18 protein-coding genes are annotated in these 13,600 nt (G+C 60.6%); 1 reads left to right on the top strand and 17 read right to left on the bottom strand.

Translation table 11 applies throughout. The features are described 5' to 3' along the window. Positions 1 to 18 precede the first annotated feature (18 nt). Entirely contained in the window at positions 19 to 2,031 is a 2,013-nt protein-coding gene (locus T518_RS07865) for a molybdopterin-containing oxidoreductase family protein (protein ID WP_036377900.1), read from the top strand. Between the two features lie 117 nt (positions 2,032 to 2,148). Here T518_RS07865 and T518_RS07860 read toward each other — a convergent pair whose 3' ends face one another. The 17 genes from T518_RS07860 to T518_RS07780 form a co-directional block, all read right to left on the bottom strand. Further along, positions 2,149 to 2,658 carry an NUDIX hydrolase gene (locus tag T518_RS07860; protein WP_036377898.1) on the bottom strand — a complete coding sequence of 170 codons (510 nt, stop codon included), beginning with the start codon at positions 2,656 to 2,658 and terminating at the stop codon, positions 2,149 to 2,151. After that, positions 2,655 to 3,410 (bottom strand): exodeoxyribonuclease III, encoded by a 756-nt coding sequence (locus T518_RS07855; RefSeq protein WP_036377896.1) that lies wholly within the window; start codon positions 3,408 to 3,410, stop codon positions 2,655 to 2,657. The genes T518_RS07860 and T518_RS07855 overlap by 4 nt, the downstream gene beginning before the upstream one ends. Before the next feature lie 17 nt (positions 3,411 to 3,427). After that, positions 3,428 to 3,949, bottom strand: a complete 522-nt coding sequence (gene lepB / locus T518_RS07850; RefSeq protein WP_036377894.1) for a signal peptidase I — start codon at positions 3,947 to 3,949, stop codon at positions 3,428 to 3,430. Positions 3,950 to 4,009: 60 nt separating this feature from the next. After that, on the bottom strand, positions 4,010 to 4,351 hold the full coding sequence (gene rplS, locus T518_RS07845; RefSeq protein ID WP_036377891.1) for a 50S ribosomal protein L19: 342 nt from the start codon (positions 4,349 to 4,351) through the stop codon (positions 4,010 to 4,012). A 132-nt stretch (positions 4,352 to 4,483) separates the two neighbouring features. Then, positions 4,484 to 5,572, bottom strand: a complete 1,089-nt coding sequence (aroB, locus tag T518_RS07840) for a 3-dehydroquinate synthase (RefSeq protein ID WP_036377888.1) — start codon at positions 5,570 to 5,572, stop codon at positions 4,484 to 4,486. Further along, the gene (locus T518_RS07835; protein WP_036377947.1) at positions 5,565 to 6,095 is read right to left on the bottom strand and encodes a shikimate kinase; all 531 of its coding nucleotides are present in this window, start codon (positions 6,093 to 6,095) and stop codon (positions 5,565 to 5,567) included. The genes aroB and T518_RS07835 overlap by 8 nt, the downstream gene beginning before the upstream one ends. Before the next feature lie 5 nt (positions 6,096 to 6,100). Beyond that, positions 6,101 to 7,261 carry a chorismate synthase gene (gene aroC / locus T518_RS07830; RefSeq protein WP_036377944.1) on the bottom strand — a complete coding sequence of 387 codons (1,161 nt, stop codon included), beginning with the start codon at positions 7,259 to 7,261 and terminating at the stop codon, positions 6,101 to 6,103. A gap of 94 nt (positions 7,262 to 7,355) precedes the next feature. Then, positions 7,356 to 7,976: a type IV pilus inner membrane component PilO gene (locus tag T518_RS07825; RefSeq protein ID WP_036377885.1), complete on the bottom strand. Its 621-nt coding sequence runs from the start codon at positions 7,974 to 7,976 to the stop codon at positions 7,356 to 7,358. A gap of 17 nt (positions 7,977 to 7,993) precedes the next feature. Further along, positions 7,994 to 9,235 carry a PilN domain-containing protein gene (locus tag T518_RS07820; RefSeq protein WP_155948109.1) on the bottom strand — a complete coding sequence of 414 codons (1,242 nt, stop codon included), beginning with the start codon at positions 9,233 to 9,235 and terminating at the stop codon, positions 7,994 to 7,996. Further along, positions 9,210 to 9,629 (bottom strand): hypothetical protein, encoded by a 420-nt coding sequence (locus T518_RS07815; RefSeq protein WP_036377879.1) that lies wholly within the window; start codon positions 9,627 to 9,629, stop codon positions 9,210 to 9,212. Before T518_RS07815 ends, T518_RS07820 begins: the two co-directional genes overlap by 26 nt. Before the next feature lie 17 nt (positions 9,630 to 9,646). Then, complete coding sequence (locus tag T518_RS11425) at positions 9,647 to 10,168, bottom strand: hypothetical protein (RefSeq protein ID WP_051652254.1); 522 nt, start codon at positions 10,166 to 10,168, stop codon at positions 9,647 to 9,649. Further along, the gene (locus T518_RS07805) at positions 10,152 to 10,586 is read right to left on the bottom strand and encodes a hypothetical protein (protein ID WP_036377876.1); all 435 of its coding nucleotides are present in this window, start codon (positions 10,584 to 10,586) and stop codon (positions 10,152 to 10,154) included. Before T518_RS07805 ends, T518_RS11425 begins: the two co-directional genes overlap by 17 nt. Further along, on the bottom strand, positions 10,583 to 11,083 hold the full coding sequence (locus tag T518_RS07800) for a pilus assembly FimT family protein (protein ID WP_036377873.1): 501 nt from the start codon (positions 11,081 to 11,083) through the stop codon (positions 10,583 to 10,585). Before T518_RS07800 ends, T518_RS07805 begins: the two co-directional genes overlap by 4 nt. After that, positions 11,080 to 11,589 carry a prepilin peptidase gene (locus T518_RS07795; RefSeq protein WP_162177220.1) on the bottom strand — a complete coding sequence of 170 codons (510 nt, stop codon included), beginning with the start codon at positions 11,587 to 11,589 and terminating at the stop codon, positions 11,080 to 11,082. Before T518_RS07795 ends, T518_RS07800 begins: the two co-directional genes overlap by 4 nt. A 42-nt stretch (positions 11,590 to 11,631) precedes the next feature. After that, on the bottom strand, positions 11,632 to 12,060 hold the full coding sequence (locus T518_RS11420) for a competence type IV pilus major pilin ComGC (protein WP_051652252.1): 429 nt from the start codon (positions 12,058 to 12,060) through the stop codon (positions 11,632 to 11,634). 250 nt (positions 12,061 to 12,310) lie between these two features. Beyond that, positions 12,311 to 13,129, bottom strand: coding sequence for an acyloxyacyl hydrolase (locus T518_RS11415; RefSeq protein WP_051652251.1), 819 nt, complete (start codon positions 13,127 to 13,129; stop codon positions 12,311 to 12,313). A gap of 199 nt (positions 13,130 to 13,328) precedes the next feature. Then, a complete protein-coding gene (locus T518_RS07780; RefSeq protein WP_036377870.1) occupies positions 13,329 to 13,589 on the bottom strand; it encodes a cell division protein ZapA in 261 nt (86 codons plus the stop codon). Positions 13,590 to 13,600: the final 11 nt, after the last annotated feature.

Here is a 13,600-nt window from a genome sequence, read left to right as displayed (position 1 = left end):
TGCCTACAGGAGGTTCTTATGAACGAAATCAAGCCGTCCGTCTGCCCCTACGACTGCCCCGACTGCTGCGGTCTGCTCGTCACCGTGCAGGATGGCCGCGCCGTCCACATTGCAGGCGACCCCAATCACCCCTTCACGCGCGGCACGCTCTGCCCCAAGATGGCCCACTACGAGCGCACCGTCCACGCCAAGGGACGCATCATGACACCCTTGAAGCGCATCGGCAAGAAGGGGGAAGGACGTTTCAAGCCCATCAGCTGGGATGCAGCCATCGCTGAGATCGCCGAGCACTGGCAGTCCATCATCGATGACTTCGGCGCCGAGGCCATCCTGCCCTACTCCTATGCCGGCACGATGGGCACGATCGGTTACAGCGCCGGTCATGCGCTCTTCTACGCGCTCGGCGCCACGAGTCTCGACCGCACCATCTGCGCGCCGGCTAAGAGCCGCGGCTACCGCGATGTCATGGGCGCGACTCTGCCGACTGCCCCGCAGGAGGCACAAGAAAGCGACATGATCATACTCTGGAGCATCAGCATGCTCGCGACCGACATCCACTTCCGCCATGACATCGAGGCTGCCCGCAAAAGGGGCGCGAAAATCTGGTGCATCGACACGTACCGCACGAAGACGGCCGATTGTGCCGACGCATTCCTCTGCCCGCGGCCCGGCACCGACGGTGCTCTCGCCCTCGCCGTGCTGCACGTGCTTGCCAAAGAAGGCCTCTGCGACCGCGCTTTCCTGCGCAGGCATGTGCAGGGTGCCGAAGCACTCGAACGCAAGATCCTGCCGCGCTACACGCCAGAAGCCGCCGCAGACATCACCGGCATCCCCGCTGAAGACATCCGCAGCTTCGCGCGCGCCTACGGACGTGCCCGCGCCCCCTTCATCCGTCTCGGCAGCGGCCAGTCGCGCTACACCAACGGCTCCATGACGACGCGCCTCATCACCTGCCTGCCCGCCTTCGTCGGCGCCTATGCAAAAAAGGGAGGCGGCCTCCTGACCTCCGCCTCTGGCAGCCACGCCTTCGACAAGAGCATCATCCGCCGCCCTGACCTCGAACGTCCCGGCGTGCGCCACATCAACATGTGTGAGCTCGGCCGCGCGCTCAACGATGCGAGCCTGACACCGCCCATCAAGGCGCTCTACGTCTACTCCTCCAATCCCGCCTGCACCGCTCCCGACCAGAATCAAGTCCTGCGGGGCCTTCAGCGCGAAGATCTCTTCACCGTCGTCCACGAGCGCTTCCTCACAGACACCACCCGCTATGCCGACATCATCCTACCCGCCACCACCTCGCTCGAGAGTGAAGACATCTACTACTCCTACGGCCACTACGCCATTCAGCGCGCCCGGGCCGTCATCCCGCCCGTCGGCGAGAGCAAGAGCAACTGGCAGACCGCCCGCCTGCTCGCAAAAGCCATGCACCTTGCTGACCCCATCTTCGACAAGAGTGAAGAAGAACTCGTCGAAGAGCTCATCGACAGCACAAAGAGAGCCTGGCCCCTGCCTCTCGGCGAAGACGCGCTCCAGCAGCTCCGAGACTGCCGCCCCGTCAACCTGCCTCTGCCCAAAGACTACAAGATGGACTTCCAGACACCCTCCCAGAGAATCGAGATCGAGAATCCAGCCTGCCAGCCATCCCTGCCCGACTACTTCCCGCCCCACGGCGACGCAGAGCCCTTCCCACTCATCAACGCCCCCGACATGCGCATCCTCGACAGTTCCTTCAACGAACGCGAAGAGCTCACGCGCGATGGCGTCATGACACTCCTCATCCACCCAGACGACGCCGCCGAACGCAGTCTCCAGGACGGCGACCCCGTCCGAGCCCGCAATAAGCGCGGCCAAGCCCACTTCACCATCAAGACCTCCGACCGCGTCAAGCGCGGCACTCTCGTCACCGAAGGCGTCTGGTGGCAGTGCTACACCAAAGACGGCAACACCAACCGCCTGACCTCCATGCGCCTCACCGACAAAGAGGGCGGCAGCACCTTCTACGACGTCAGCGTAACGATAGAAAAAGGCTGACTTCGGCGAAGCCGGAGCAGGTGCCCTCGCCCGCCCCACACGATGCAAAACAAAACCCGGTACGAGGATTGGCTCGTACCGGGTTTTCCTATCTCAATTTTAAACGCTCTTCACACCTCAGAACGCCTTTCCATCCAGCGCCTTCTCGACGAGCGCATCTCCCACATAGCGGAGTTTCAGCGAGAACACCGCCTCCTGCTGCTCCATCAGCCGGAAGAAGATCTTATCTCCCTCCCAGATGGGCAGGTTGTAGACCGCATCCTTCGCCACCCACTCGAGCGTGCCCTCGCGGCAGTCGTCGCGGCCGACGAGCTGCCCGTGGAACGCATCTGCCGTGTAGAGGAACATGTACTCCGTCTGCCACTTGTCCGACATGAACGTGATGATGCCGCGCAGCCGGAACGAGTCGAGCACGAGCCCCGTCTCCTCCCGCACCTCGCGCAGCAGGCACTCCTCCGGCGTCTCATCCGGCTCAAAGTGGCCGCCGACGCCAATCCACTTGTCGTGATTGATGTCATGCGCCTTCTTGACCCGGTGCATCATCAGGTACTTGCCGTCCTGCTCGATGTAACAGAGCGTCGTCAGATTCGTCTTCTTGCGGCCCTTCTCCAGAGCTGTCGCTATCATGCTCTGAGCTCCAGTCCGACCGGGCAGTGGTCGCTGCCGAAGATCTCGTTGTGGATGGTCGCATCCGCAATCTTCTCGCGCAGCCGCGCCGACGTCACAAAGTAGTCGATGCGCCAGCCCGCATTCGTCTCACGCGCCTTGCGCAGATAGGACCACCACGTGTAGATGCCCGCGCGGTCCGGGTAAAGTGCGCGGAACGTATCAATGAAGCCCGCATCCAGGAGTTCCGTGAACTTGCCGCGCTCCTCGTCCGTGAAGCCCGCATTGCGGTGATTCGTCTTCGGGTTCTTGAGGTCAATCTCCGCATGCGCGACATTGAGATCACCGCAGACGATGACGGGCTTCTTCGCATCTAAGGTCACGAGATACGCGCGGAACGCATCCTCCCACTCCATGCGGTAGGCAAGGCGCTCAAGCCCGCGCTTCGAGTTCGGCGTGTAGACCGTCACGAAATAGCAGTCAGGGAATTCCAGCGTGATCACGCGTCCTTCATGGTCATGCTCCTCGATGCCGAGGCCGTACGTCACCGAAAGCGGCTCGATGCGCGAAAAGACCGCTGTGCCCGAATAGCCCTTGCGCTCCGCGCTGTTCCAGTACTGCTTGTAGCCCGGCAGGTCGAGGATGGCCTGTTCAGGCTGCATCTTCGTCTCCTGCAGGGCAAAGATATCTGCATCGAGCTTCACGAACGACTCCATGAAGCCCTTCTTGAGGCAGGCCCGAAGGCCATTGACATTCCAGGAAATGCACTTCATCTATACGTCCCTCCCCGTCAAGGCAGCGTCTTGAACGCGCTGAGCGGCCAGAAGACGAGCACGGCCTTGCCCTTGATGAGCTTGTAGGGCACGAAGCCGACATCGGCGAAGCGGCTGTCCTCCGAGTTGTTGCGGTTATCGCCCATGACGAATACCGTGCCCTGCGGCACCGTCGCCTTCGGGTACTCGCTGCGCGTCTTCTCGAGGATGTAGTCCTCATCGAGCATCTGGTCGTTGACGTAGACGCGGCCATCCTTGATCTCGATGGTGTCACCCGGCGTCGCGATGACGCGCTTGATGAAGTCGCGGCTCGTATCGCGCGGATACTCGAAGACGAGGATCTCGCCCTTCTGCGGCGCGCGGAAATCGTAGATGAACTTGTTGACGACGAGCCTCTCCTGCGACTGCAGAGTCGGGCGCATCGACGGGCCGTCGACGATGTAGAGCTCGACAACGAACTGACGGATGATGAAGGCCAGGACAATCGCGATGACAATGGATATGACCCAGTCTTTAGCCTCTTCTCCCAATGAACTCATAGTGTTCCTCCTGTTCACAAACAAATAGGGACTGCCAAAGCAGTCCCTACCGTACGCAGATTAGCGTTTTTCTTTGATACGAGCAGCTTTACCCGTAAGGTTGCGCAGATAATAGAGTTTTGCACGACGGACAATACCCTTGCGGAGAACGTCGATCTTCTCGATGCGCGGGGAATGTACCGGGAACATACGCTCAACGCCGATACCGTAGGAGATGCGGCGAACCGTGAACGTCTCACGGACACCCGTGCCCTGACGGCTGATGACGACGCCCTCGAACATCTGGATACGCTCGCGGGAGCCCTCGACGATCTTGGCATGGACGCGGACCGTGTCACCAGGTGCGAAATCCGGAATATCCGAGCGGAGCTGTTCTTTTTCTAAGGTTTCGATGATGTTCATTTTTTTCCTCCTTGATGTCAGACGTTCATGGCAAGCCCGATGCTCACTCAGAGGACCGTCCATATACCTAGATAGCATACCATAAAAAAAGGGCGGTTTCAACCGCCCTTCACAATTTTTTTAGATCCGGCGTCACTTGCCGATGCGCGCGGCCATCGCAGCGCGCACGATGTCTTCCGGCACATCGTTGCGGCAGGTCACCTCGCCGATTCCCTTCATGAGGACCCAGTTGACTTTGCCATTGATGGTCTTCTTGTCGTGGAAGATATCCTGATACATCGCGTCGACCGTGCAGCCCTCTGCTACAGTCGGCAGGTGCAGGCGCTCGATCAGCGCTGTGACGCGCGCGACATCCGCCTCCTCTATCATGCCGAGGCGCGCGCTGATGTCCGCCGCGCCGACCATGCCGATGGCAACGGCTTCGCCGTGGTTGTAGCGGAGATAGCCCGTCTCTTTCTCGATGGCATGCGCCATCGTGTGGCCGAAGTTCAGGATGCGGCGCAGGCCGCTCTCCTTCTCGTCCTGGCTGACGACGGCCGCCTTGATCTCGCACGAGCGCGCGATCATGTGGACGGCAGCTTCCTGCTCGAGCGCGAGCACGGCATCGGCATGCTGCTCAAGATACGAGAAGAAGTCCGCATCGTAGATGATGCCGTACTTGATGATCTCGCCGAGGCCCGTGTAGATCTCGCGCTTCGGCAGCGTCTCCATCATGGCGAGGTCCATGAATACGGCCTCAGGCTGGTAAAAGGCCCCGATGAGGTTCTTGCCAAGCGCGTGGTTGACGGCCACCTTGCCGCCGACGCTCGAGTCGACCTGCGCCAGGAGGCTCGTCGGCAGCTGCACGAACGGAACGCCGCGCATGTACGTCGCCGCGATGAACCCTGCGAGGTCGCCGACGACACCGCCACCGAGCGCAAAGATCGGCGACTTGCGGTCGAGGCCGAGCTCGATAGCCCTCGTGTAGAGCTTCTCCGCAACAGCGAGGCTCTTGGAACTCTCACCGGCGGGAATCGTCACGACCGTCACCGAGAGGCCGCCGGCCTCTAGGATGGCGCGAACGTTCTCGCCGTAGAGCGGTCCGACATTGCTGTCTGTTACGAGCATGGCCTGGCGCGAAAAGCCGGCTCCCTGCACGAATGCCCGAAGTTCCTGTTCCAGACCGTAACCAATCACGATATCATAGCTCTCTTCTCCGAGAGCGACGCGTACCTTACGCATGGACGACACCTCTTGCTTTCAGATAATGAAGGATTTCCTCGACGACCTGCAGCGGCGAGAGCTTGCTCGTATCGACCGAGAAGTCCGCCTGGCGGTAGAGCTCGCGCCGCTCCTCGATGAGCTTCTCGATTGCCAGGCGGCGGTTGCCCTGGTCCTCCTTGTCGAGAACGGGTCGCTCGCCCTTGCTGGCCGTGCGCTCGAGGATTGTCTCGACGTCTGCCTGCAGGCAGACGATGACGCCGTTCTCGCGCAAAGCTGCTACATTCCGGGGATCTTTGACCGTGCCGCCGCCCGTCGAGATGACGGCGTTCCTGCGCCCTGCAACGCGCTCGACCATCTCGTGCTCTCGCGCGCGGAAGTACGCCTCCCCCTTCTGCGCGAACATGTCGGGGATGGCCATGCCCGCCTCGCGCTCGATCTCCTGGTCGAGGTCGAGGAAGGCGGCACCGAGCTTCTGTGCGAGCACGCGGCCCGTGCTCGTCTTGCCCGTCCCCATGAAGCCGATCAGCACGATGTTCTTCACCGCCATCACCATTCCTTCCCGATGCGCGCCTTGTAGGCGGCGAGAGCTGCCTGGAGGTCCACCATCGCATCCGAGCCGAACTTGTCGCAGATGGCCTGCGCCATGACAAAAGCCGTCATGGCTTCGCCGACAACAGAGGCTGCCGAGACAGCACACGTATCGCTGCGCTCCTTGCAGGCCAGCACTTCCTCATGGCTCTCGATATCGACCGAATGAAGCGGCTGCATGAGCGTCGGGATTGGCTTCATTGCCGCCTTGACGACAAGCTCTTCTCCATTCGTCATGCCGCCCTCAAGGCCGCCCGCGCGATTCGTCTTGCGGTAGACCTTACCCGCCTCGTCGAGGAACATCTCGTCGTGGATCTGGCTGCCCGGCAGGATAGCGCAGTCAAAGCCTGCGCCGATCTCCACGCCCTTGATGGCCTGGATGGACATCAGGGCGCCGGCGAGCTTGCCGTCGAGGCGGCGGTCCCACTGGATATGACTGCCAAGTCCTGCCGGCAGGCCGCGCACCGTGATCTCAAAGATGCCGCCGAGCGTATCGCCCGCCTTGCGCGCCTCCTTGATCTTCGCCTTCATCTTCGCCTCTGCCTCGGCGTCGTAGCAGTTGAGCTCCGAGCCGACATCCTCGCCAAGTTTTGCGCGGTCGACCTTCGCCGGGTCAATAGCCACCCCGCCGATGTTCACGACCTGTGAGACGACTGTGATGCCGAGTGCCTTGAGGAATTCCTTGCACACGGCACCAACGGCCACGCGCATCGTCGTCTCGCGCGCACTCGAACGCTCGAGGATGTCGCGGACATCTTCGCGGTCATACTTGCGGATGCCCGTGAAATCCGCATGGCCCGGGCGTGCCGCCGTGACCTTCTCACCGGCCGGCTCGCCAAACGCCGCCATGCGCTCGCCCCAGTTCTGGAAATCGCGGTTGACGACCTGCAGCGTGATGGGGCCGCCAATCGTCTCATTGAAGCGCACGCCTGAGAGGACGTTGACCTTGTCCTTCTCGATTTTCATGCGGCCGCCGCGGCCGTAGCCCTGCTGGCGGCGCGCCAAGTCCTTGTTGATTGCATCGAGATCTAGCTTGAGACCGGCTGGCAGGCCCTCTAAGATAGCCGTCAGGCACGGACCGTGTGATTCGCCTGCTGTCATAAAACGCAATTCGCTCATATTCATACACCTCACGTATTTCAAATCATTATTGATTACAGTGTAAAGGATACGAGCCTATAAATCAAGGTCTTATTTCAGCATCCAGATGTCATCACTCACGAGACATTCCTTCCTCGCCTTCCATCCCGTCCTGCGCGCCGTCCTGTGGCCAGGCGTAGGCTGTGACAACAAGCTGACACTGAAGCGCCCCGACTTCCGATTGCGCTTCCGTGCGCTGCTCGATGCGTGTCTCATGGATAGAGAGCAGGCGCTCTGACTGCTGCATACGGCGCAGGAAGTCGAGCACAGCAAAGTACGAGCCGCTGCAGGATATGCTGACAGGCATCTGCTGCACGCCGTCCACCGTGCGCGTCTCAGCCGGTACGACTTTCTGGAGCTTCACCTGACTCTGCAGGGCTTTTTGCTGGAGCTCCTGCAAGAAGACGCCCTGCCCGAGACTCATCGGCAGCACGCGCTGCGCGCGCACCTCCCGATCTGAGAGTTCTTTGGCGTACGCCGCCATATCGCCGTGCACATTCTTGAAGTTCATGACAGCGGCCAGACGCCCGCGCAGTTCCGCCCGCCGCCCCTCGTACGAAGCGCATGCCTCCTGCAACGGCAGGTGCACGAAGAACAGATAGAGCAACAGTGCCGCGAAGCATGTGAGACAGCAGCCGAGGGAAAAGCGGCCTTCCCCGCCGCAATGCTTCAGCCATTTTACTCCCTTCACCATACCCAGCCCCCTTTACGCTAGATGCCCAAGCTGATGCGGAATGTGATGCCAGGCTTCTCTGCTTCCGTTTCCTCTGCTGACTCCTCGAGTATCGGCCCCTGCGGGAAGAAGTCCCGGTCCGCCTCGAAGGACTGCAGGAACGAGGAGAGCGCGCCGTAGCTGAGCGCCGCGCCGCGTATCTCGATCTTCTTGTCCTGTCGCAGCGCGACGGACTTGAGCCAGACGCCTTCCGTCTGCAGCTCCGGCCGCCCGAGATGGACCATCACGCTGTACCAGGGCATGGCGCCCTCCACGAGGCGCGCTGCCTTCGCATCGCGCTGCTGGATTTCCTGCTGCAGCTTCGCCGTCATCCTCATCGTCTTCTCGTCGCGCTGCAGCAGTGCGAGCGCCTGCTCCTCCCGCTCACAGTCACGCTTTGCCTCGAAATAGGCCCGCGTGTCAAAAAAAGCCGCGGCAAAGAGAATGAGGAATGTCACGGCGCAGCAGAGAGCGGCCAAGCGACGGTAGCGGAAGTGACGCCTCGGAATCATCTCGCCCCAAAGCCGCAGGCTCAGAACCAGCTCGTCCGAAAGCGCAGCAAGGGCAGCGGCGATGGCCGGCAGGAACATGCGCTGCGCCGGCAAGAGCTCCAGGCCGTGCGCGGCCATCAGAGCCTCACCGCTGCCATCATCAGGCGCAAGAGCAGCCATGCCGCGCAGGGCGATGCCCTGTGAAGCAAAACCTGCTTGGAGGCCTTCCAGATACTGATGCTCAGCAGCGGCGAGCATCACAGAAACCTCGCCCTGGCGGCGATAAGCCATCGCATACGCATCAGCATCGAGCCCCTCGGCCATCAGGCGCGCATCGAGCTCCCAGTGCGCCGCCTCGCGCCACTCGTCTCCTTCCATGTGAGGCGGCAGCTCCATCTCATAGAAGCGGACCACCTCATCTGGCAGACAGACGGCAAAATCAAGCGCCTGCCAGCCTTCCCGCTTGGCGCGCATGGCAGCGGCCTCCGCCATCGTGACATCGCCTGCAAGCTGCTCTTTTGCCGTGCGCACGAGCTGATACGACTCGCCCTCTGCCAGCAGCTCGGCAAAGAGCAGAGCCCTGCCTCCGGAGGCCTCGGCAATCCCGACGACGCGACGGCGCCCATCCCAGAGCCAGCTGCTCTCACGGACTGCATCTCTGCTGCGCCACGCTGCCAGCAGGCCGCGGCAGAGCGCCTGCAGACTCCCCATCCTGCCGCGTGCCTCAGCGGCTCCTTCCCTTCCAGACATAGCCATCCTCCTTCTTCTCTAAGCGGGCTCGCGCGATCTTATGGCGCTGCCAGACGTCACCCGACTTCTCGCGCGCCACAGCGACGAGCCAGTAAGAGCCCGCTTTCTGCTCCGCTGCGGCCTGCACGACGAGCGTGCCCTTCTCCGTCTCGACCTCGCGCGGCGCGATTATCATGCCTGTATCGACGAGAACAGGCTCCTTCTCGACACGCTGCAAGGCCTCCAGCAAGGCTGCCTCTGCCGCCAAACGCAGTGTCACTTCGCGCTCGTATGAGGCCGCCATCTTCCGGCTGTTGTAGGCTGTGTAGCAGACGGCCGTGGCGAGCATCATGGCAAATATTGTCACTAGAAGCGCCCAGATGACAGCCGACCCCTGCTGGCCCTCCCGTCCCATCGCCTTTCCCTCCTTCACTAATCCATCCGCTCTGGCCCGTAGACACAGACGGCAAGTGTGTAGCTGTGGCGCGTCACGCGACTCCTGCCCGTCAGCCGTATCTCGTGCAGGCGCGGTGCGACCTCGCTACAGGAGAATGCCGTGATGTCGACGCCCGCCAGCGAGTGATTGCCCGTCAGCGGACGCATCTCATCCTTCCAGACGAGCTTGTCCACATTCCCCACCTTATGGACCCAGTATTGCGTGCGGAACGTACTCGAGGAAGCTTCATCCGGCGAGCGGTACTGATAGAAGGTGTAGCCAGGTTTCTCGTCCTTCGTGAAGCCTCGGATTACATACGAGGTCCGCGCGTCTTCAGCTACCTGGCGCACAGCCATCTGGACCTCCTGCTGCAGCTCACTGTCCGCCATCATGAAAAAGGCAGCGCGGAAGGCCATGACTGCCATGGCCCCCATCGCTGCCAGGAGAAAGACGAGGATGGGCAGAGAGACGAGCATGTCGAGCAGGATGAATCCCGATGTGTTACGGCTCCCTTTCATACACTCCTACCCTCCTCTGATACGACTGTTTGTGCTGTCGCCCGCCGCGCGTCTGCCATGCGACGGTCACGGCAGCGAGATAGGTGCCCTCCTGCTCCATCCGCTGGATATCCGTGCGGAGCAGGAAGTCACCTCCCGTTTCATCCTCAGTGGCAGATCCAATGGCAGCCGGTGAGAACACGACGTATTCCCTGCGCTCAGACGCGCCTTCTGTCAGCGTTCCAGCTGCGGCGCGGTACTCGATGTGAGCCAGTTCTGACTCCGCCAAGCAAGTCGCCGCCGCCTCGAAACGAGTCTGCTCCTCCATGAGCACACCCTGGCGGAAAAGCATCAGGGCACCGGCCATCACGATGAGCACGGCCGCCACCCCCATTGTCTCGAGCAGGAAAAAGCCGCTCGCATCCGACCATCGCGTCATTTTACACTCCTCTCCACGCGGCAGCGGCCGCCCGCACTCAGGATCAGCTTGCGCGCCGACTGCGGATGGCCCTCCATGTAGATCAACATCGTGCACGGTGTCGCCAAGAGGCCGTCATCACCAAACGTCAGAGCAATGCCGTCCCTCGAGCTTGTGGCAAAGCGCCCCGTGATCACGATACCTGGCAGGAAATCATGGCTGCTGTGCACAGCCGAACCAGCCAGCATGGTGTAGCCGCCGCGCCGGAATCGCATTTGCGCCTGGCGGCGCAGCGGCAGCTGATACGCATCTCTCCGCTCCATGCTCTTCGGCCAGCGTTCCGTCGTGCGCGAGACCTCGCGCATGTAGCGGATATCGCTCAGAAGGCACTGCACTTCGTACTCCACTGCCGCTTCGCGGTAGATTGCCAGCCCGTTCGGCAGCGCCACCATCGCAAACACCGCGAGGACGGCGCAGGCGATGATGACCTCGATGAGCAGAGAGCCATGCTCCTTCATAGCAGGACCTCATAGGCAGACCAGAATGCCGCACTGCCGATGTAGCTCAGGTATGCCCCCGCCGACAGGAACGGGCCAAAAGCCAGCCTGTCCCGACGGCCCAGCCGCCCAATGCCGAGCAAGACGAGCGCCAGGCAGGCCCCGAGAGCAAAGGCCAGCATGAGAGCCAATAATGTTCCCTGCCAGCCGAGCCAGATGCCGAAGGCCGCCGCATACTTGACGTCGCCGAGCCCGATGCCGCCGCGCGACAGCGTGCGCAGAGCAAAGAGCAGGGCTGCGCCGAGCAAAGCGCCCAAGAGTGCATCCCGCAGACTGCCCACGATTGCAGCCATCACCAGACCGAGAGCGGCCAGATAGAGATTTCCCTTATCCGGCAGCAGTCCTGTGCGGAAGTCGATGACTGCCATGGCGAGCAAAAACACGCAGAACAGACCACCGCGGGCCATCGCAAGGCACTCCATGTCAACCAGTGACAGTCCGGCAAACATCAAAAACAGTATCATCATGATAATGATGCATACCTGTAAGGACAGTTGCTTAGCCATTACTCAACCACCTGTACCAGTATTTCCACTTTCCGGTTTCACATCTGCAGCTCTTTTCTCTTTTGTGAATGCACCGACGGTCTTGCCCTGGCAAAGTGCCCTGCTGTTCGCCGTATCGATGGTGTACTCTTTAGCCGTGATCTCTGTAGCTGCACCCTCTAAGTAGCATTTCCCCTTCGGCGGCGCTATCGTCGTATCCTGCAGATAATCCTTCAGGTCCGCGATTGCCCCCGGCGTCTTGCCCGTATCGATCTCATAGACGGCAATCGCTGTGTCCAGTGTGGACAAGTCAGACTGGATCTTGGCCGTATTGGCCGACGTGATGGCAGAAGTGAATTTCGGTACGGCAATCATCGCGAGGATTGCCACAATGCCCACGGCAATCAGCATGCCGATCAAGGTGAAACCTGCTTCATTCTGTCGAGTTTGCATGAAAGAATCCTCCTCTCGAATCAAATACTCTGCTCCGCCTTCCGGAGCTGATACGGTGTACACATTCCCGCACCCTACTTGTCTACATCCAGCGGATATTTATATTTTCTGTGCAGATACCTCCAAATCCTGCAAAGATTTAAAATATTTATATTATTACAAATAGCTATTCGTAAAAAAGAGCACCCTCTCTAGAATACCGATTCTAAGAGAAGGTGCTCTTTCAGAGAATAGCAAACAGCTATGTGATTCAATACCAGTGCGTGAATCCCAGCGAGAAGCCGACGCCATTGTAGCCCGGATTGTGGGTGCCCATGCCGTTCGACGAATGATGGAAGAGGTAGGCAAGGCTCAACGAATCGCGGTCGGTGTAGTGATACGTCAGGCGCGGGCCGATGCGCCAGAGGAAACCGTAGGCACGGCCATTGCCCGGATGTGCGTGGTTGTAGGCCAGCAGGCTACCCGAGGCGTCGACGGAGCCGTCGAGCTTGCCCGAGACGTGCTTCGTCCAGCGCATCATGTAAGATGGGCCGAAGCCGACGGCCTCAGCATCGCGCCAGATATCATCCTCTGTCGTGTAGCCCGTCGCGCGTTCGAACGTCAGGCCGTAGTGCAGCGAGAGCGCGCCAAGCTTTTTGTACTGGCGATAGACGTGCACATTGTAGAGATCGACGTTGCGCTTCTTGAAGAAGCGGCCGTCAAGATACTCGAGCTGCACCTCGACATCCTTGCGCTTCTCCTTGGCAGCTTCAGTCTTTGCCTCAGCTGCTACAGTTGTCTCAGACACTTCGCGAGGCTGCATATGAGGGCTTGCAGCCTCTCCCTTCATCGCATCTGCACGCTCTTCCTGCTGTGCAGATGGTGCTGCTGCCGCCCGTCCCTTCTCTGCCGTCTGTGCAACCGGTACAACCTGCCCCGCCTGTGCTACCGCAGGCACAGCAGCCAGAGCAGCACTCTGCCAGGCAATCAGTCCGAGAGCAGCCATCGGCAGCATGAAACGCGCCGCACGTCTCTTCTCCATCGCACGATCGTGTCGATGACCGCACTTCTTGTCACATTCTCCAGACATGATGATGCACCATCCTTTTTATCTTCTTTCTGTCTCCTATCTTCAGGGGCCGCATGCTCTGCGCCCAATCAGTCTTTCCTCATTCTATCACAGATGCCATGACCGCTCAATTCTTTTCAGCTACGCACATCATCCAAGGGAAGGCAAACAAAGAGGCCGCCCCTGCGGGCGGCCTCTTTGCGGACCGTATGCGGATTCCTCATTTCTCGTCGAGCAGTTCGACGAGCTCATCGTAATCATGCTTGAGCTTGTCGTACTCATCGACGATCTGCAGGGCCGTAAGCACAGCGATCTTCGTGCCGTCAAAGCTCTTGACGCTGCCCGCCATCTTTTTCATCAGATGGTCAAGGCCGGCTGCGAGCTTCTTGAGGCGCTCGGGGTCATCTGTCCGCAGCGGGTAGCTGTCGCCGAAGATCTCGACGACGACGCGCTGTGGTGTCTTTTGTTCCACATCAGCCATGCGATGCACCT

It is taken from the genome of Mitsuokella jalaludinii DSM 13811 (assembly GCF_000702905.1).
Taxonomy (GTDB): Bacteria; Bacillota; Negativicutes; order Selenomonadales; family Selenomonadaceae; genus Mitsuokella; species Mitsuokella jalaludinii.
This window is presented reverse-complemented; position numbering and strand designations above follow the sequence as displayed.

What these genes read in the sequence shown, in the direction of transcription:
- T518_RS07865 (WP_036377900.1), top strand. Translation starts at nt 19, where the DNA reads ATGAACGAAATCAAGCCGTCCGTCTGCCCCTACGACTGCCCCGACTGC.
- T518_RS07860 (WP_036377898.1), bottom strand. Translation starts at nt 2,658, where the DNA reads ATGATAGCGACAGCTCTGGAGAAGGGCCGCAAGAAGACGAATCTGACG.
- T518_RS07855 (WP_036377896.1), bottom strand. Translation starts at nt 3,410, where the DNA reads ATGAAGTGCATTTCCTGGAATGTCAATGGCCTTCGGGCCTGCCTCAAG.
- lepB (WP_036377894.1), bottom strand. Translation starts at nt 3,949, where the DNA reads ATGAGTTCATTGGGAGAAGAGGCTAAAGACTGGGTCATATCCATTGTC.
- rplS (WP_036377891.1), bottom strand. Translation starts at nt 4,351, where the DNA reads ATGAACATCATCGAAACCTTAGAAAAAGAACAGCTCCGCTCGGATATT.
- aroB (WP_036377888.1), bottom strand. Translation starts at nt 5,572, where the DNA reads ATGCGTAAGGTACGCGTCGCTCTCGGAGAAGAGAGCTATGATATCGTG.
- aroC (WP_036377944.1), bottom strand. Translation starts at nt 7,261, where the DNA reads ATGAGCGAATTGCGTTTTATGACAGCAGGCGAATCACACGGTCCGTGC.
- T518_RS07825 (WP_036377885.1), bottom strand. Translation starts at nt 7,976, where the DNA reads ATGGTGAAGGGAGTAAAATGGCTGAAGCATTGCGGCGGGGAAGGCCGC.
- T518_RS07820 (WP_155948109.1), bottom strand. Translation starts at nt 9,235, where the DNA reads ATGTCTGGAAGGGAAGGAGCCGCTGAGGCACGCGGCAGGATGGGGAGT.
- T518_RS07815 (WP_036377879.1), bottom strand. Translation starts at nt 9,629, where the DNA reads ATGGGACGGGAGGGCCAGCAGGGGTCGGCTGTCATCTGGGCGCTTCTA.
- T518_RS11425 (WP_051652254.1), bottom strand. Translation starts at nt 10,168, where the DNA reads ATGAAAGGGAGCCGTAACACATCGGGATTCATCCTGCTCGACATGCTC.
- T518_RS07805 (WP_036377876.1), bottom strand. Translation starts at nt 10,586, where the DNA reads ATGACGCGATGGTCGGATGCGAGCGGCTTTTTCCTGCTCGAGACAATG.
- T518_RS07800 (WP_036377873.1), bottom strand. Translation starts at nt 11,083, where the DNA reads ATGAAGGAGCATGGCTCTCTGCTCATCGAGGTCATCATCGCCTGCGCC.
- T518_RS07795 (WP_162177220.1), bottom strand. Translation starts at nt 11,589, where the DNA reads ATGATGATACTGTTTTTGATGTTTGCCGGACTGTCACTGGTTGACATG.
- T518_RS11420 (WP_051652252.1), bottom strand. Translation starts at nt 12,060, where the DNA reads ATGCAAACTCGACAGAATGAAGCAGGTTTCACCTTGATCGGCATGCTG.
- T518_RS11415 (WP_051652251.1), bottom strand. Translation starts at nt 13,129, where the DNA reads ATGTCTGGAGAATGTGACAAGAAGTGCGGTCATCGACACGATCGTGCG.
- T518_RS07780 (WP_036377870.1), bottom strand. Translation starts at nt 13,589, where the DNA reads ATGGCTGATGTGGAACAAAAGACACCACAGCGCGTCGTCGTCGAGATC.